Annotated in this window: 20 protein-coding genes, 1 tRNA gene and 1 riboswitch; of the genes, 18 read left to right on the plus strand and 3 right to left on the minus strand. The window is 44.0% G+C overall.

Annotated elements, in window-relative coordinates; translation table 11 throughout:
• Positions 1–48: 48 nt before the first annotated feature.
• Positions 49–1,704, minus strand: a complete 1,656-nt coding sequence (locus tag H2C83_RS12740) for a hypothetical protein (RefSeq protein ID WP_181741336.1) — start codon at positions 1,702–1,704, stop codon at positions 49–51.
• 151 nt (positions 1,705–1,855) lie between these two features.
• On the opposite strand from H2C83_RS12740, the gene H2C83_RS12745 reads away from it, so the two are divergent.
• The 11 genes from H2C83_RS12745 to H2C83_RS12790 all read left to right on the plus strand — a co-directional run bounded on the left by H2C83_RS12745 (position 1,856) and on the right by H2C83_RS12790 (position 8,453).
• Positions 1,856–2,920 (plus strand): M42 family metallopeptidase, encoded by a 1,065-nt coding sequence (locus H2C83_RS12745; protein WP_181741338.1) that lies wholly within the window; start codon positions 1,856–1,858, stop codon positions 2,918–2,920.
• An 80-nt stretch (positions 2,921–3,000) separates the two neighbouring features.
• Entirely contained in the window at positions 3,001–3,744 is a 744-nt protein-coding gene (locus tag H2C83_RS12750; protein WP_181741340.1) for a cysteine hydrolase family protein, read from the plus strand.
• Between the two features lie 85 nt (positions 3,745–3,829).
• The gene (locus H2C83_RS12755; protein ID WP_181741341.1) at positions 3,830–4,441 is read left to right on the plus strand and encodes a DedA family protein; all 612 of its coding nucleotides are present in this window, start codon (positions 3,830–3,832) and stop codon (positions 4,439–4,441) included.
• A gap of 172 nt (positions 4,442–4,613) precedes the next feature.
• Entirely contained in the window at positions 4,614–5,075 is a 462-nt protein-coding gene (locus H2C83_RS12760) for a GNAT family N-acetyltransferase (protein ID WP_181741343.1), read from the plus strand.
• A gap of 37 nt (positions 5,076–5,112) precedes the next feature.
• Positions 5,113–5,217: riboswitch (TPP riboswitch) on the plus strand.
• A gap of 68 nt (positions 5,218–5,285) precedes the next feature.
• Entirely contained in the window at positions 5,286–5,897 is a 612-nt protein-coding gene (locus H2C83_RS12765) for a thiamine phosphate synthase (protein ID WP_181741345.1), read from the plus strand.
• Positions 5,884–6,036 (plus strand): FAD-dependent oxidoreductase, encoded by a 153-nt coding sequence (locus H2C83_RS12770; protein ID WP_220184160.1) that lies wholly within the window; start codon positions 5,884–5,886, stop codon positions 6,034–6,036. Before H2C83_RS12765 ends, H2C83_RS12770 begins: the two co-directional genes overlap by 14 nt.
• A gap of 204 nt (positions 6,037–6,240) precedes the next feature.
• Positions 6,241–6,444, plus strand: coding sequence for a sulfur carrier protein ThiS (gene thiS, locus H2C83_RS12775; RefSeq protein WP_181741347.1), 204 nt, complete (start codon positions 6,241–6,243; stop codon positions 6,442–6,444).
• A gap of 3 nt (positions 6,445–6,447) precedes the next feature.
• On the plus strand, positions 6,448–7,212 hold the full coding sequence (locus H2C83_RS12780) for a thiazole synthase (protein WP_181741349.1): 765 nt from the start codon (positions 6,448–6,450) through the stop codon (positions 7,210–7,212).
• Positions 7,213–7,302: 90 nt separating this feature from the next.
• The gene (locus tag H2C83_RS18170; protein WP_281364163.1) at positions 7,303–7,431 is read left to right on the plus strand and encodes a hypothetical protein; all 129 of its coding nucleotides are present in this window, start codon (positions 7,303–7,305) and stop codon (positions 7,429–7,431) included.
• Positions 7,432–7,728: 297 nt separating this feature from the next.
• Positions 7,729–7,947 (plus strand): IS3 family transposase, encoded by a 219-nt coding sequence (locus H2C83_RS18590; RefSeq protein ID WP_376766364.1) that lies wholly within the window; start codon positions 7,729–7,731, stop codon positions 7,945–7,947.
• Positions 7,932–8,453 carry an IS3 family transposase gene (locus H2C83_RS12790; protein ID WP_312853916.1) on the plus strand — a complete coding sequence of 174 codons (522 nt, stop codon included), beginning with the start codon at positions 7,932–7,934 and terminating at the stop codon, positions 8,451–8,453. The genes H2C83_RS18590 and H2C83_RS12790 overlap by 16 nt, the downstream gene beginning before the upstream one ends.
• Before the next feature lie 62 nt (positions 8,454–8,515).
• On the opposite strand, the gene ftsW is transcribed toward H2C83_RS12790, so the two are convergent.
• A complete protein-coding gene (gene ftsW, locus H2C83_RS12795) occupies positions 8,516–9,658 on the minus strand; it encodes a putative lipid II flippase FtsW (RefSeq protein ID WP_181741369.1) in 1,143 nt (380 codons plus the stop codon).
• Between the two features lie 88 nt (positions 9,659–9,746).
• On the opposite strand from ftsW, the gene rodA reads away from it, so the two are divergent.
• Positions 9,747–10,904, plus strand: coding sequence for a rod shape-determining protein RodA (gene rodA, locus H2C83_RS12800; protein ID WP_181741371.1), 1,158 nt, complete (start codon positions 9,747–9,749; stop codon positions 10,902–10,904).
• Positions 10,905–11,228: 324 nt separating this feature from the next.
• Here rodA and H2C83_RS12805 read toward each other — a convergent pair whose 3' ends face one another.
• Entirely contained in the window at positions 11,229–12,539 is a 1,311-nt protein-coding gene (locus tag H2C83_RS12805) for an ArsB/NhaD family transporter (protein ID WP_181741373.1), read from the minus strand.
• A 302-nt stretch (positions 12,540–12,841) separates the two neighbouring features.
• Here H2C83_RS12805 and H2C83_RS12810 point away from each other — a divergent pair, with 302 nt between their 5' ends.
• From H2C83_RS12810 to H2C83_RS12835, 6 genes are all read left to right on the plus strand, one after another.
• Positions 12,842–13,534 (plus strand): zinc metallopeptidase, encoded by a 693-nt coding sequence (locus H2C83_RS12810; protein ID WP_181741375.1) that lies wholly within the window; start codon positions 12,842–12,844, stop codon positions 13,532–13,534.
• A 178-nt stretch (positions 13,535–13,712) separates the two neighbouring features.
• Entirely contained in the window at positions 13,713–14,396 is a 684-nt protein-coding gene (locus H2C83_RS12815; RefSeq protein ID WP_181741377.1) for a YhcN/YlaJ family sporulation lipoprotein, read from the plus strand.
• Between the two features lie 127 nt (positions 14,397–14,523).
• Positions 14,524–14,796 (plus strand): DivIVA domain-containing protein, encoded by a 273-nt coding sequence (locus H2C83_RS12820; protein ID WP_181741379.1) that lies wholly within the window; start codon positions 14,524–14,526, stop codon positions 14,794–14,796.
• Positions 14,797–15,045: 249 nt separating this feature from the next.
• Positions 15,046–16,638, plus strand: a complete 1,593-nt coding sequence (locus tag H2C83_RS12825; protein WP_181741381.1) for a peptide ABC transporter substrate-binding protein — start codon at positions 15,046–15,048, stop codon at positions 16,636–16,638.
• A 104-nt stretch (positions 16,639–16,742) separates the two neighbouring features.
• Positions 16,743–17,138 carry a DUF308 domain-containing protein gene (locus H2C83_RS12830; protein ID WP_181741383.1) on the plus strand — a complete coding sequence of 132 codons (396 nt, stop codon included), beginning with the start codon at positions 16,743–16,745 and terminating at the stop codon, positions 17,136–17,138.
• Positions 17,139–17,220: 82 nt separating this feature from the next.
• A tRNA-Gly gene (locus H2C83_RS12835) sits at positions 17,221–17,294 on the plus strand.
• Positions 17,295–17,373: the final 79 nt, after the last annotated feature.

The following is a 17,373-nucleotide window of genomic DNA, read 5'->3' on the forward strand; positions in this document are numbered from 1 at the left end:
GGGTTTGTCATCAAGCTCAGAGAAGGAATCAGTTCCTTCTCTCTTTTTTTATCCCATAAAGAAATCCCAAAATCGGTGTTTTCCAAGCTGGCTTATCAATTGGTCGATCGATTGTTCTATCGCTTTCCGCTCAGCCGGGGAAAGGGCTTTTTCGTCAAGGAGCGATTTTAACTCACGCAAATGCTGTTTGGCAGCCTGATCCTGGTTAAGCAAAACAGCCTGCAGGAACAGGTCGGCTTGTCTGGAAAGATCGGGGCTGGCGGACCTAAGCATAGACAGGTACAAAGCATACGCGTTCATATGTTTTTTTACTGCCTGATATGTCTTCGCCTGCCGTTTTTCATCATAAAACAATATTTCTCCAATCAGAGCGCGGGTGGTACTTTTGTTAGCCCAGTCGGTGTTTTGTTCGAAATTGCCATTTTCCAGCTCGAAACCATCTGTCTGTAACTGGTCGAAACCGGCAAAATTCCATGGATAGGTTCCTTTTTCATGTTTGATGAGCCTTAAGGAGAAGGTGGCATGTGTTTTTCCCCGCAGATACGGGGTCAGGTCAATCTTCTCGTGTTTCCAGACGCCGGGTCTGGTGGTGTCGACGCGTTGTGACCACACCACCTGATTATTGATCAGGATCTGTTTGGCAAAAGGAAGGTTCTGAAACCTGACGGGGTATACGTTCAAATGCCAAAAGGAAAGGGAATAGTGCCGGCCAGGCTTGATGTAAATCTTTTGCGCCCATTCTGCATAATCATTCTTGCGGACAAAAGGGGTATTCGGAACAAAAAGGTTGGCATATCCCCTGCCCGATCTGGCAAGCCGATCCTGTTCTTCTGCCATGAATTTTTTGGGAAGCAAGTAGGTGACCACTCCGGCAAGGTGTCCCACTTTCATGCGGTAAAGAGCCAATTTGAGAGTCGACTCTATATACAAAACGGAAGGGTTTGACGGTGTGGCCGATAACCGGCTGGCATAGATCATAACCACCAGTGGCAGATGATACCGCTTTGCCAGAAATTCCGCGGAGTCAATCTGCTCCAGAAACCGGTCTAGTTTTTGCGTGTTGCGGTAGGGATCATCCCGATAGCTCATGATCACACCGTCGAGCAGGGAATGGTAACGGGTAAAAAAGTTTTCGGTAATGGCCGGAAAGTACATTTGCGGCATAAATTTCAGATTATGGTTTTCGCGGAGTCCTGCATCACGCATTTTTCTTACATATTGGGGAGAGAAAAAGTTCAGATTTTCATTAAAATCATCGATCACAATTCCTTTCAAATTGGGGTATCTTCCCGAAACCCGTCCAATGGCTTTAAACCAGGCGATATAGTCGGTGCCAAAGGGCTCGGAAGCTTTCCCCGGTGCTTCCGTCGGCGGGACAAGATAAATCCATACATCTATGCCCGCTTTTTGCGCAGCCGGTAAAAATTCATGCACAAGATCGTCCCAGTCTGATTTTTCATGCCAGATGAGATAAAAATAATGATTTATTTTCAAATTCTGCAAATGCTCAATCATTCGCGGTGTGTCAATATGGAACAAACCGTCACGGCGAGAGTGCTTCTCCCGGATTTCCCCACCGTAATCCCCCAGAATTGCTTTTCCATTCAGGAAATCTTCACGGATCGCGTAACCATGGGATGGCCAGGTGGCTGTCAATACCAGAAGCCATAGCAAAAACAGGATTTTCGTATGAAACTGGCACATTCCGTTAAGTCTCCCATCTGATTCCTTTTTGTTTCTTAGTTTCTGTCAGTTCAATCCGGGATATGTGACGGGAAGATGAAATATTTAAAGGTATAAAACAGAAAAGTCTGCAGAACTTAACATCAAAGTGTAATTGATGAGGAGGATTTTTATGCAGTTGTTGAAAGAATTGACGGAAGCCCGGGGAGTATCGGGATATGAACAGGAAGTCCGTTCCATCATGAAACGGGAGTTGATGAAAGCAAATGTTGAAATAAAAACAGACGGTCTGGGGGGGATTTTTGGAGAGAAAGAGGGAGACAGCCACAAGCCCCGGATTTTGCTGGCAGGCCATTTGGACGAAGTCGGGTTCATGGTAACGGAAATCATGAAAAGCGGTTATCTTCGTTTTTCCCCACTCGGAGGATGGTGGAGCCAGGTTCTGTTGTCCCAGCGGGTATCGATCATCACAGAGCAGAGAACTTTTACCGGAGTAATTGGCTCGCGCCCGCCGCATGTATTGACACCGGAAGAGCAGAACAAGCTGATTCCCATTCGCGAAATGTTTATAGATATCGGAGCTCATAGTGATGAGCAGGTTGAAGAATGGGGGATTCGGGTGGGCGATCCCATTGTTCCTATCTGCCCGTTTGAAATCATGCCTGACCAGGATACCATTTTGGCCAAGGCCCTGGATAACCGTGTCGGCTGTTATCTGGTGCTGGAAGTGTTGAAACGGTTAAATATGGACAAACATCCCAATACCGTGATTGCCGGTGCAACTGTACAGGAGGAAGTCGGGCTGCGCGGAGCTACAACTGCACCCCGTCTGGTGGAACCGGATATCGCCTTCGCGCTTGATGTTGGAATTGCCGAAGACCAGCCGGGAAGTGAAGGAAAGAACAAGGCAAGACTTGGGAAAGGTCCGTTGATTACCTTTTTGGACGCAACCATGATTCCAAATCTCCCTTTACGCAATTATGTGATCGAAGTGGCCAAAAGGTCGGGAATTCCCTATCAGGTTGATACCATGACAGGCGGCGGTACGGATGCGGGCAAATTCCATCTTTACGGCAAAGGGGTCCCCTCTCTTGTTATCGGTGTCGCGGCGCGTTATATTCACAGCCATGTTTCCATGGTCAGCAAATCGGATCTGGACGGAGCCGTTCAGTTATTGGTTGAGGTGATCAGGGGATTGAATGAAGAAAAATACAAAGACTTGGTTCAATACTTATAGGGCAGGTTGTTTTGGACAATTGCTTTAAACTGTCCGTTATGTTTGTTAAGATGTAGTTAACAAAAATGGAGGCGATTCTCTTGACAGCGAAACATCAGGCATTCTACGAATATATGGAAGGAATCGCAAACCGGTTGCCCGAGAAGTCGTTTGATGAATTTGTGGAACAAATGGGAGGGCCCGGGAATATTTATGTCGTCTATGTTGATGTTTTGATGGGTTTTTGTGAATGCGGACCTTTGTCGAGTTCATTGGTCAATGAAGTGGTCAAACCGCTCTCTGACTGGACGGAATATATTTTCAAAAAGGGATTTTCGGCCAGAAACCTCATTTTCCTGAATGACTGTCATCCGAAAGATGCTGTGGAATTTGAAGCGTTTGCCCCACATTGCCTGAGAGATATGGAAGAATCACAGATTGTCCCGGCATTGCGCCAATATCTCGATCTTGCAGAAGAACAGGAACAAGTATTTTTAAAAAATGCGACCAACGGGCTGTTTGGGAAAAATGCCGTTGGAATCCGTTTTTGCGACTGGCTGGAGGAAGTTATGCAGAAGGGAAAAACCGCTTTTATTGTGGTCGGGGATTGTACGGATCTTTGCATTTACCAGAATGCCATGGCCATCCGCCTGTTGGCAAACGAATTGAATGTCCGGACGAGGGTGATCGTACCTCAAGCCCATGTAAGAACTTATGATTTGCCAGTTAAAAACGCAGAAAGTCTCGGAGTGATGGCTCATGATGCCAAATACCTGGAAACAGTTTTTTTCTACCATATGGTCCTCAACGGAATTGAAGTGATCTCAGGCTGGCAAAGGGCATAAAAACAGGAAAGATGTGTATCTTTTAGCATAGATTAAATTATGATATTCTTAAGAGTGTTTAGTGACCAAAAAACGGGGTTAGATCATGGAACAAACGCTGTTTACTTTGTTACAGGAATATGGTTACATAGGTATTTTTCTGTTTTTGGTATTCGGAATTGTAGGGCTTCCGTTGCCCGATGAGATTATGATGACTTTTCTTGGGTATTTGACAACAATCGGCCAGCTGAACCTTTATCTTACCTATGTCAGTGCGTTAGCCGGTTCGGCATGCGGGATCACGTTCAGCTATTTGCTGGGAAACTGGTTGGGGTATCCGTTTCTGAAAAAATATGGACGGAAGATTTTTATAACTCGGCGGCGATTGCGTCTGACGCAGATGTTGTTCCGAAAGTATGGGAACTGGCTGTTGTTTGCCGGATATTTTATTCCTGGCGTGCGCCATGTAACGGCATATTTGGCGGGAATTTCAAAGATCTCGTACTGGCGGTTTGCCTTGCACTCCTATGCAGGAGCCGTTGTCTGGTGTGCGACATTTATCGGATTGGGACATTTTCTGGGAGCCAATTGGGAATGGGGATTCTCCCTTATGCATAAATACGGGACACGCATTCTGTTTGTCCTGTTGCCTATAGCCTTGATTATGGCAGGCCGGTATTTTTGGAGCCAAAACAACAATTCATTGAATACAAAATAGAGTCTGCACCATCATCCCTAACAACAGGTGATGGTTTTTTTATGACAGGCGGTTAAAGGATGTCCCGGCTTTCCGAAGTTTTCCGGCCAGATGAAGTTCCTGAATGGCTGCCGTAAAGGGTTGTCATTCCATTTTTTTACGAGCCCAAGTGGTTAGATGGAGGAGGATGGAGATGACTATTCAGACGTTGTCACTTCAAAACAATAAGGAACTTATTCAGATCTTGTCCACACAGCAGGCCGCTTACCAGGTGGAGGCAGAACTGATTCAGGCCTACAATATACCAACATTGAACGAAACAATTGAATCAATTCGAAACTGTAAAGAAACGTTTATCGGGATTTACGAAAAAGAGCAATTGGCAGGTTTTCTTTCTTATATCCAAGATCCAAACCAGATTACCATTTGCCGTTTGGCTGTCCATCCTTCTTTCTTCCGTCAGGGAATCGCTTCCAGATTGTTAAACAGGGTTTTGAATATAGCAGGAATTACACGCTGGAAAGTGACGACCGGGAAAGGAAATATCCCGGCTATTCGCTGCTACGAGAAACATGGCTTTCAATTGGTTGAAGAAATCATGACTAAAGAAGGAATTCCGATCGTAAGAATGTTAAAAAAAGTTGACAAAAAATAAATCATATGGTTAGAATGATAAAAGAATTTTATATTGAAATCGCCACTAGGGGTGCACACAAGTGTGCTGAGAGGAACGGAGTTTCCAACCCTTTGAACTTGAACTGGGTCATGCCAGCGAAAGGAAGTGGGGAAAGGTGTTTTATATTGATTTTGCATAAAACCGGTATCCCCATGGATACCGGTTTTTTAATCAGGTGATGATCAATTTATGGAATTGCATATTATATCTGCTTCATATCAAACCATCAATGATCTGAAAAAGCAATGGACACGCCTTTACCCATGGGTTGATGCTTTTCATTTGCGGTACAAGGAGAAGACAAAAAAGGAAGTATGGCAGATGGCTTGCTCACTTCTCAAGGAAACCCCCATTCCGGCCAAGTCTTTGGTGATCAATGGTCATGCTGATCTCGCTGAAACATTGGAAGCCGGAGGTTTGCATTTGCCTGAAAAATGGCCCATTTCCCGGGAAATATTGGCGCGTTTAAAAGGAAAAATGCGTGTGGGGCGTTCGGTTCACTCGGTGGAAAGTGCGATCGAAGCCGAGCGGGAAGGGATGGATTATGTACTGGTTGGACATATTTTCCCCTCTGCCTCCAAACCTGGCTTAAGTCCGCTTGGAGTGGAGCGCTTGCGGGAGTTTGTAAAAGCATGTTCCATTCCGGTGATCGCCATTGGGGGAATAGGGACACAAAATGTGGACAAGATCAAACCAACCGGCAGCCGGGGAGTGGCAGTGATTTCAGCAGTGACCAATCATTCTCACCCTGAACAAGTGGCAGAAGAAATGAAAAGAAGGTGGAATTTTGCATCACAGTGACGTTGTTATTGTTGGCGGTGGACTGATTGGAAGCTCAATTGCCTTTTATTTGGCAAAATCAGGAGTAAAGGTAGCCGTGCTTGAGGTGCCCATTCTTCCAGTGCCGTTGCAGGAATGCCGGGAGCACAGGCGGAGATGAGCCACCCTGGAGCGCTTGCTGATGCTTGTTTGAAGAGCGATTCCATGTTCTCCGAACTTGCCGGGGAATTGTATGAAACGACCGGGCATCGAACTGAACCGGTCTCCTGGACCGGCCAAGTCATATCTGAGATCATTCAGGGAAAAGAAGCGGACTTATCCCCTTTTACGCCTTACGGGCACTCAGCCAGAAAGGAGGAAAAAAATGCGCATTCAGTTAAACGGGAAAGAGAAGCAGGTTCCCTCAGATCTGCAAAACATCGAAGAACTGTTGAAACATTTACTATTGGCTGATCGGATTGTGGTGGTTGAACATAATAATCAGGTTCTTACGAAAGAATTACATGCGAAAACAAAATTGTCAGATGGAGACCGGATTGAAATTGTCCATTTTGTTGGAGGAGGTTAAACCATGCTGAAAATTGGAGAATATACCTTTAAGTCCCGGTTGTTTCTCGGTACCGGAAAATTCCCTGACTTTGAAGTGCAAAAAGAGGCCGTCGAAGTATCGGAAACAGAAATTCTGACGTTTGCTGTCAGGCGAATGAACATCTATCAGCCGGATCAACCCAATTTTTTGGAAATGCTTGATTTGGAAAAATACAAACTGCTTCCCAATACAGCAGGGGCTTCCACGGTCGAGGAAGCAGTCAGGATAGCGCGGTTGGCAAGAGCCTCCAACCTGTGTGACATGATAAAAGTCGAAGTGATTGCTGACCAGAAAACATTGCTTCCGGATCCGATTGCCACATTGGAAGCAACCCGGATTCTGGTGAAAGAAGGATTTACAGTTTTGCCCTATACTTCTGACGATCCGGTATTGGCGCGCAAACTGTGGGAAGCAGGAGCCCATGCCATCATGCCGGGCGGCTCGCCGATCGGTTCCGGACAGGGGTTGCTCAATCCTCTCTATCTGAAATTCATTATTGAGGAATGCCCGGTTCCGGTTATTATCGATGCGGGAATCGGCTCACCCAAAGATGTCGTGGAAGCGATGGAATTGGGCGCAGACGGAGTTTTGCTGAATACGGCCGTATCCAGAGCCAAGGATCCTGTAAAAATGGCCGAAGCCATGAAACATGCAGTAATTGCAGGCCGATTGGGTTATGAAGCGGGAAGAATCCTGAAACGGGAAATGGCCAGCCCAAGCAGCCCGACTGAAGGTTTGCTGAAGTAAAAAACCCCTGGTCTGTTTATGATGTGCACCCCTTAAAATAGACACGGAAAAATCCCTATGGTTGCCGAACTATTTTAAGGGGTGATTTTTATGGCCAAAAAAGGACAAAAATTTAAGCATTATCCATTTGACTTAAAGATGAAAGCAATTGAAATGCGTTTAGAAGGAAAAACAAAGAAAGAGATAGCTGAAAAACTTCGAATTTATGACATCGGTTAAAGATATGGATGCGTAAGTATAAAGCGATGGGGGCTGACTTTTAGACCGTCGAGGAGGTCGAAAGAAGCTACTTAGCCAAGAAGAACAAATAAAAAAGTTGAAGATGGAAAATGATGTCTTAAAAGAGTGGTTAGAAATCTTGAGCAAAGAGGGAAGAGTGTCAAATACGAGATAATCAGCACACTTCGTCACAAATATACAGTTGGAGAGCTTTGTGCTTATCTTCAAGTATCTCGAAGTGGATACTATAAATATCAATATCTGCAAAGTAAATCTAAATCTCATCGAAACGATAAGGTGAGAAAGATGATTCAATTAGCTTTTCAAAAACATAAAGGTATTTATGGATATCGGCGAATTCAAGCTGAATTACGAAGAATATTTGATGTACAGATTAACCATAAACGTGTACTACGTCTTATGCAGGAAATGGGACTGCAAGCAAAAATCCGACGTAAATATCGATATTTATATCACAACAAATCATCTTCTTACAGAGTATCGAAAACCTTTTAAATAGAAAATTTAAGGCGGATTATCCTAATCAAAAATGGGTTACAGATATTTCGTTTATTCATATTGGTTCACAGCGACTTTATTTATCTGCCATTATGGACTTATATAACAATGAGATTGTAGCATATGAACTAAGCAATCGCAATGACAATCAGCTTGTTCTAAACACCATAAGAAGAGCTGTAGAAAAACAGAAAGACGTGTTTGGTATTATCCTACATAGTAATCGAGGGTACCAATACACGTCCGGTGCTTACCACGACATGCTCCATCAATTTGGGGTGATTTCAAGCATGTACCGGAAAGGTAATTGCTATGATAACGCTTGTATTGAAAGCTTCTTTTCCCATCTTAAAACAGAAGCTCTTTACACTCATAATATCCAAAATGTTCAAGAAGCTCAAAAGGTAATTTGTGAATACATTCAATTTTACAACCTTGAACGTATTCAAATAAAACTAAACCAATTGCCGCCTGTAGAATACAGGCGGCAGAATATGGCTTAAAAAACCAGGCTTTTTTGTTATCTATTTTTAGGGTCTTGACCATTATAAAGGCGAGGGTTTTTTTATAGCCGTACAGGATGAACATTTGAAGAAGAACGGCGTGCCTTGCTTTTGACAGTGCGGTAGCGGGAAATATTCAATAGAATACCTAAAGAAATCAGCTTGAATACCAAAGCGGTTCCTCCATAGCTGATCAGCGGAAGGGGGACTCCCGTGACCGGAAGCAGAGCAGTAACCACTCCAAGATTGAAAATGGATTCAATGGCGATCAGGGTTACAATCCCTGTAGCCAGCAAGGTTCCAAACTGATTCGGCGCCTGAACAGCGATCAGAATACCGCGTGCAATCAATAAAACAAATAAAACAATCAATGTTACGCCGCCAATAAATCCCAGTTCTTCCGAGAGAATGGAAAAAATAAAATCGGTATGGGCCTCAGGAAGATAAGCCAGTTTCTGAATGCTCTTGCCCAATCCGACCCCGGTTAATCCGCCCGGTCCGATCGCCATAAGGGACTGCATGATCTGATATCCATTACCCGTAGGGTCACTCAAAGGATTCAGGAGGGATTGAATCCGGTCAACACGGTAGTCCCCCAAAAGCATGATGCCAATTAACACTGGAATTCCGGACAGGACAAGCAGGAACAGGTGCTTCAACCGGGCTCCCGCGCAAAAAATAATGGTAAAACAGGTTCCCAGGATAATGACGATTGCGCTAAAATGAGGCTGAATCATCAGGAGAATCGAAATTACCCCCAGGACAATCAGCGGCGGCAGCAAACCACGCCGGAATTGATCCAGCAAAGGCTGTTTTTTCTCCATGATGTAGGAGATGTAAATAATCATCCCGAGTTTGACCAGTTCTGAGGGTTGAAAAGATAAAGACCCAAAACCAAGCCAGCGTTGGGCACCATTTCTGACCAGGCCGATCAACGGCACCAGGATCAGCAAGATTAAACAGATGAGCAGGATGGGAGCCGCCCACTTGCGATATTTGTAATAAGGGATGTTTGAAATGAAAAAAAACAGGAACAAGCCTATGAGAGCAAAAAGCAACTGCTTTCTAAAATAGTAGTAGGAATCGTTAATGTCCGGATCGGTATATCCGTTAAAATAACTGGCACTGAAAACCATGACAAGTCCAAAGCCTGACAGCAAGAAAGTAAGTAAAATCAACCAAAAGTCCGGTTTGCCACGTTTCATAGCGATTATCTCCTTCTGCAAAAGGTTTTTACAATTGTACTCTTTATGATAGGATGGTATCCGAAAAGCGAAAAGGAGACTGGGAATCATGATGAAAAAAAAGCTTCGACTAAAATATATCGATTTCGCCATTATTTTCATTTTCATCCTTTTGGCTGCTATTAGCATTGTTTCCATATTAAGTGCGACCTACACAGGGGATCAGCTTTTTTACGAAAAACAGATCATCTGGTACATAGTCGGTTTTCTCTGTATGTTTTGTGTTCTCCTGTTTGACTATAAAATTTTAACACAGGGCCGTGTTTTGTGGGTCTTGTACGGGATCGGGATCTTTTTGAATTTATTGGTCATGATTCCCGGAATAGGCGAAAAAGTAAACGGAGCACAGCTGTGGATTCGGATTGGCGCATTTTCATTACAGCCATCAGAACTGATGAAAATCTTCGTTATTTTGATATTAGCAAAAATCATTGCCCCAAAAAAAGGGGAACCATGGCAAGATTTACACACACTCGGTAAAATTTTGCTGATTGCCGGACTTCCTTTTATAATTATTTTACTCCAGCCTGATTTGGGAACCTCGTTAATCTTGCTGGCGATTGTTGCAAGCATGCTGCTGGTTGGAGGGCTTGACTGGAAATGGCTGGCTGGCGGTCTTGCGGTGATTGCGCTGATTGTGGGAGCCATTGTGCTCCTTTACATCCTGGATTCTCCTTTGCTCCATGTCTTGCTGGCTGACCATCAGATTGAACGGATTCAAACATTTCTTGATCCTGCTTCCGATCCTACGGGTGCCGGATACCAGGCCACCCAGGCCAAAATCGCAATCGGTTCAGGGATGTTGTGGGGAAAAGGATTCCAGCAGGGAACTCAGGCACAGGGCAACTGGATTCCCGAACCGCACAATGATTTCATCTTTGCCGTGATTGCGGAGGAATTCGGTTTCGTTGGCTCAAGCATTCTGCTGCTCTGTTATCTGGCCCTCTTGTACCGGTTGATCAAAATTGCCCTGACAGCAAGCAATCAGTTTGGTGTTTGCATTGTCAGCGGTGTGATTGGCATGTTTGCCTTTCAGATTTTCCAAAATATCGGCATGGCTATAGGCTTGATGCCCATTACCGGAATACCGCTGCCCTTTATCAGTTACGGGGGCACATCAATTGTGACACAGCTGGCTGCCGTCGGTCTGGCCATCAATGTTGGCATGCGTTCGAAGGAAGAACAATTGCAATTTACCATTTATTAAAGGAAATAAACAGACTGTAGAAAAACAATCCAGGAAGACGATTTTCAGGACTCTGTTCCGTCTCCGTCTTGCAGGGAATTAGCGGGGGCACTCCAGCATTCACTTCCAGGCGGTTTTTTTACCAGCTACGCTCAAGCAGTTTCTCCGTTTTTCCCGGAAGTGTTTGCTTTCGCTTTGCAGCGGCTTGTAACATCGGTTTGCTTCTTCATACCTGGTCGACAAGCTGAAAGAAATCATTGATTTTTTATGCGGTAAATATATAAAAGGAGGGAGCGATTTATAGCTGTTTAGCTTCAAAAATCGCTCCCTTTTGTCTTGTCCGGTCTACGGGATCTGGATCAAGTAGCGGAAATAAATATACAAATGGGAAATGATCAAGGTGACGATCATTATCGGGAAACCAGTTTTAAAAAACTCTATAAAACTGAATCCTTTTCCTTCCCGTGCCGCAATCCCGGATACCACCACATTGGCAGAAGCGCCGATGATGGTGCCATTTCCACCCAGACAGGCTCCCAGTGCCAGTGACCACCACAAGGTATCAGCTTGTATACTGTCGATGGGCAAGCCCATGCCGATAATTATGTCTTTGATCAAAGGAATCATTGTGGCAACATAGGGGATATTGTCGATGAAAGCGGAAGTGATTCCTGAAACCCACAGGATCAATATTGAGGCAACGGTCAAATCACCTCCGGTTATATCAAGGGCCTTGGTTGCCAGAAATTTGATTACCCCCACAGTTTGCAGAGCCCCGACCAAAATAAACAAACCGGCAAAGAAGAAAATTGTTGGCCATTCCACGTAGCCGAATACTTTTTCAATATCTTTCTCTTTGACACCAATCAGCAGGAGAACAGCGGCGCTTGAGATGGCAATGGTAGAAGGACTAACGTGGATAACAGAGTGGAGCATAAAACTAATAATTGTTAAAATAAGAACCACAATCGATTTTTTCATAAGGGAGGGATTTTCGATATAGCTTTTTTCATTCATCTCCATCAATTTTTCAATCAAGGCCGTATCCGCTTTTAATTGGTTACGGTAAATGAAATAAAACAACAGGAAAATCACAGCCATGATGATTACAATAACAGGTGCCAAATTGACCAGAAAATCGTTGAACGTCAGGTGTTTTACGGAAGAACCAATCATGATGTTTGGCGGGTCTCCGATCAGTGTTGCGGTTCCCCCGATATTTGAAGCAAGAATCTCGGCAATTAAAAAAGGGATTGGTGTTACTTTTAGAATATTGGTAATTGAAAAGGTGACAGGAACAATCAATAGAACCGTGGTGACATTGTCCAAAAAAGCAGACAAAGTCGCTGTAAGCAGGGATAACATGATCAGGATCCGGATTGGTTGGCCTTTTGCCAGTTTGGCTGACCGGACAGCCAGGTACTGAAAAACACCGGTTGTATTTATGATACCAACGAGGATCATCATTCCGATCAGTAATACAATCGTTTCCCAGTCAATATGATGGTAAAAAGCTTGTTTGGTATCCAGAATCCCCAACAGAAGAATAGCTGAAGCTCCTAACATGGCGATGACAGCACGATGAATTTTTTCAGTAATGATAAACGCATAAACAATTAAAAAGATTGTTACAGCAATAATCGTTGGATTGAGCATGGTTACTCTCCTCGTTATACTAAAAGATTTATCATGGATATAGGAATATACACACAAAAATTATTATACTTCATAAATTAAAAACATGTAAAGAAAGGGGTTTCATAGACCGGTTTTATTGTTCGGCCTAGCTGTCATAGCTGTAATATGTAAAAATATACCATGTTTATTTATTGATGATTTAGTTTAATATTATATTGATATACTATTATTATAGGATGTACAGGTTCTCTCGGATGTGTTTATGTTTGCGACAAATATGGGTAAAAAATATATATATTTGATTGAGGAGTGAATCGGGATTGGTTGGATTAAATGTCTTGTTTATTCTGGTTTCCTTGATAGGATTGGTTATTACATTGTGGGCACAGGCTAAAGTCAGAGGAAATTATTCGAAATGGTCCAGGGTTCGCGCACGGTCAGGCATCACAGGTGCTGAAGCAGCCAGGATGATTCTGGATCGAAACGGACTCCGTCATGTAGCGGTTGAACCCATCAGGGGAAAATTGACAGATCACTATGACCCGAGATCAAGGGTGGTTCGTTTGTCTGAAGGTGTTTATGCATCCGACTCCGTTGCCGCCATCTCCATTGCGGCGCACGAATGCGGACATGCGATTCAGCATCAGGAAGCATATGGCGCGCTTGTGTTACGGCACCGGATGGTTCCGGTTTTAAGCTTTACTTCTGGTTTGGCGCCTTTTCTGCTTTTGGGAGGAATCTTCTTTAAACTGTCCGGTTTGTTTCTGGCTGGCTTGATATTCTTCTCACTGGCTGTTTTATTCCATATCGTTACCCTGCCAGTTGAATTTAATGCCAGTGCCCGGGCCAAAAAAATCATGGTGCGTGAAGGCTTTATCAATGGAGCAACCGAAGAAAGAGGAACCCGCAAAGTATTGGGAGCAGCCGCTCTTACCTATGTGGCAGGTGCATTGGTGGCACTGATGGAGTTATTGCAATATGTCGCCCTGTTCATTTTGCAAAGTGACGATTAAGTGAAGCCCCTCACTGAAGGGACTTTATTAGATGAAAGAAATCTGGAAACCCACATTAGTGGGTTTTTTTATTGCCAACTTTCTCCTTTTTTACCGGGCATTTTTTATCGAATAAGCACATAGTTCTATGTCAGGATAAAAATAATAAATGCAAACGAACATGAAGGGAGGAAGTCAGTTGAGCAGAATAACCAGCTGGATTGGCGTCCTGTTGAGTTTGTTCCTGGTATCCGGTCTGACCGCCTGTGCAACCCAGCAGGGGGCCGATCAGAGAAATGGCCGCGGCTACGATTTGACAAGAGTCGTCGATCGCAGTGAACCTGATATCAATGATAATGCGCGGATCAATAATCGCGCAAAGATCAATAATCGCGCAAAGATCAATAATCGCGCAAAGATCAATAATGGCCAACGGATCAATAATAGTCAACGGTTCAATAATGGTATACGTTTCAATGGGCGAACCAATACCGGACCGGTTACTTACAACCAGCCGAATGATACCAATGACAACAATCTGGCACGCGGAGTTCGCGCTTCCCAGGAAGTGGCCCAAGAAGTGGCAAACCTGCCCGAAATCAATACGGCTGCGGCGATTGTCATGAACAGGAGTGCCTATGTGGCCGTAACCCTCAAAGCAAAACAGGGGGACGGTAAAATAACAGAACAGCTGAAAGACAAGGTATCCAAACATGCAAAAGCCGTAGATCCAACCTTGAGAAATGTTTACGTGTCTGCCAATCCTGATTTTGTAAAACAGATCAACAATTATGCAAACGACTTGCAAAACGGACGTCCGGTTAGCGGGTTTATAAAAAATTTAAATGACATGATTAGAAGAACATTTCCTGAAGCGAAATGATTCTGCTTTCCCAAACATAGACCAGCTCCCAAGGTCTATGTTTTTTATGAATCGGGGATTTAGTAGCCTCCCTTTTTTATATATAATGAATGAAAAGAAGGCTGCTGATATAAGGAGTGTCGCACGCATGAAAAGATTAACACCGGAAGATATTTTTAACAAAGATTTCAAACATGTTCTTCGTGGTTACGATATTGAAGAAGTGAATGAATTTTTGGATTTGGTCATCCAAAGCTATGAAGATGTACTGGAGGAAAATGAATATTTAAAGGAACAGGTAAAAAAACTGAAAAAAGGCGGAGGCAAACCATTCCCAGGGCGAAGTGCGGACCCCTACGATCCGATTATCAAGGAAATCCTTGTCCGCCTGGAGAAACTTGAAAAAATTGTTTTTCGCTAAATCACACAATCCATGCTTTGGACTTTGAAATGAGCCAGATATATAAGATCATTTCCGAGTTTAAGGCAAGCTTCCGCAAGGAACCTAAAATTGGACTGTGTGAATGATTGATTCAGGGAAGTCCGTCCCCACTGTCTATAAGTGGGGAAAATAAAAATCTTTCTTTTAAATATATCTTTTCTTATATGCAGGTTTTTTTGAATATTCCGCCGAATGAAGAAGTATTCTTGCTTTTAGGGGGGGTGTGGATTGAAGAAAGTATTGTTTCTGTCTTTGACCTTGCTTTTGGTTACTGCTGTTGTTCTGGCCGGTTGCAGTTCAGGAACAGAAAAAAGCGGTCAGATGTTAAATCTGAATATAACCGGTGAACCGACTTCCTTGGATCCTGCTCAGGCCTTTGACGAAGATTCGATGGATATTACCAACAATCTGTTTGTTGGCTTGATGCGTTTGGATGACAAACATCAGCCCCGGCCAGCCATTGCGGAAAAGGTGGACATCAGCAAGGATGGACTGACCTATACATTCCACCTGAAACAGACAAAGTGGTCCAATGGCCAGCCGCTTACGGCGCATGATTTTGAATTTGCCTGGAAGCGGGTGCTAAATCCTGAAACAGCAGCCAAGCCAGCTTTTCTCCTATATTTTATCAAGGGGGCCGAAGCTTATAATCAGGGAAACGGCAGTGCCGGTCAGGTAGGAGTGAAAGCGACTGACGATTATACCTTGCAGGTGGAACTGTCCAAACCAGCCCCCGCATTTCTGGAACTTACCGCTTATCCGGTCTTTGCGCCAGTCAGCAGGCAGGCGCTGGAGAAAGATCCGGATATGTTCCATGATGCAAAAAATTATGTCAGCAATGGAGCTTTTAAACTTGCAGAATGGAAACATGACAATTATGTGAAGTTGACAAGAAATGAAAATTTTTACAAAAAGGATCAGGTCAATTTGAATCAAATTCGCTTTTCCATTATTACCGATAATAAAACCGTTTATCAGTTGTATCAAACAAAAAAACTGGATGTCGTTGGCAAGAGTTCGATTCCGGCCGATTTGCTCACTTCCCTGATCGATGAGGGGAAAGTGAAAATTATGCCGGGAAGCGGCCTGTCTTTTTTCCGTTTCAATGTTGAACAGGAACCGTTTACGAATAAAAAAATACGGAAGGCATTTGCCTTGGCGATTGACCGCAAATTGATCGTTGAACAGATTGTCGGAAGCGGTGAACAGCCAGCTTATGCTTTTGTCGCTCCTTCGGTGCCGGGGAATTTCCGCCAGGAAGGCGGGAATTATATTAAAGACGGCCAATATGAAGAGGCCAGGCTGTTGCTGGCAGAAGGAATGAAAGAAGAGGGATGGAGTCAGCTTCCGCCCGTCACCCTCATGTATAGCAATGCTACCGACAAAAACAAGAAAATTGTTGAAGCGGTGCAGGAAATGATCCGCAAATACCTGGGTGTGGAGATTCAGTTGCAGGCCAAGGAGAAAAAAGTGTATTACGCCGATCAGGAAAATATTCGCTTTTCGATGAGTACGTCCAGTTTCCTGGCTGATTACAACGATGCCTATAATTATCTGGAAAGTTTCCAGACCGGACATCCCATGAACCGCACAAACTGGAGCAATGAGCAGTACGATCAGCTCCTGCAGAAAGCGGCCGGAACCAGTGACCCTGAACTGCGGGATCATTACCTGCATCAGGCTGAAGAGATTTTATTTGAGGAAATGCCCTTTTTCCCGCTTTATTACTACAATACCGCCTTTATCGAACAGCCGGGAATCGAGGGAATTCTGCGCCATCCGGTGGGCCCCAAGGATTACACCACCGCCCGCGTAAAATAAAATCGTTTCTATCCCAAAGAAGGGGTGGATTTTTTTTACAATGTAATTCTTAAAAAGGACACACATACTAAGCACAGATCCGGATTACTTAATGGAGGGAAAGAATGGAGAATAAAGAACAATTTAACCAGAATCACGATCAGGAAGAACGTTTTTTTCAGGATCATGACGGGGAAGCTCGCCAGGAAGAGCGTTCTGCGTTACAAAATGATGAGGAAGTTGCACAGGAAGTTTCCCCCAATCCAGTCACGATGAGAGACCACAAAGGGGAAGGAAGGGAAAATGGAAAAGAGGCGGGTGGATCCGGACTTGGTATTACCGCCTTGATTTTATCGATACTTGCCTTTTTTGTCTGGCCATTTGTTTTGTCCATTGCCGGCATCGTAGTCGGGATTTTCGCAGTGAGAAGAAAAAGTACATTAGGATGGTGGGCAGTCGCTGTAGGAATTGTTGCCCTGATTATGGCACTCTTTTTGTTTCCGTTTCGTTTGCTTTTCTAATCTGATCCGGATCTCAGACAAGCCTTTCTCGAAAGAAAGGCTTGTCTTTATTGAGGAATTGTGTTAAAATAAAAAATCATATGCGGATGTAGTTCAATGGTAGAACACCAGCTTCCCAAGCTGGTAGCGCGGGTTCGATTCCCGTCATCCGCTCCAGACATGACACGAAGGCATTACTATTTCATAGTAATGCCTGAGGCTGTTGACCTTCTTTTGTCAACAGCCTTTTTTGTTG

Origin of the sequence: Thermoactinomyces mirandus, from assembly GCF_013868055.1 — a bacterium.
Lineage (GTDB): Bacteria > Bacillota > Bacilli > Thermoactinomycetales > Thermoactinomycetaceae > Thermoactinomyces > Thermoactinomyces mirandus.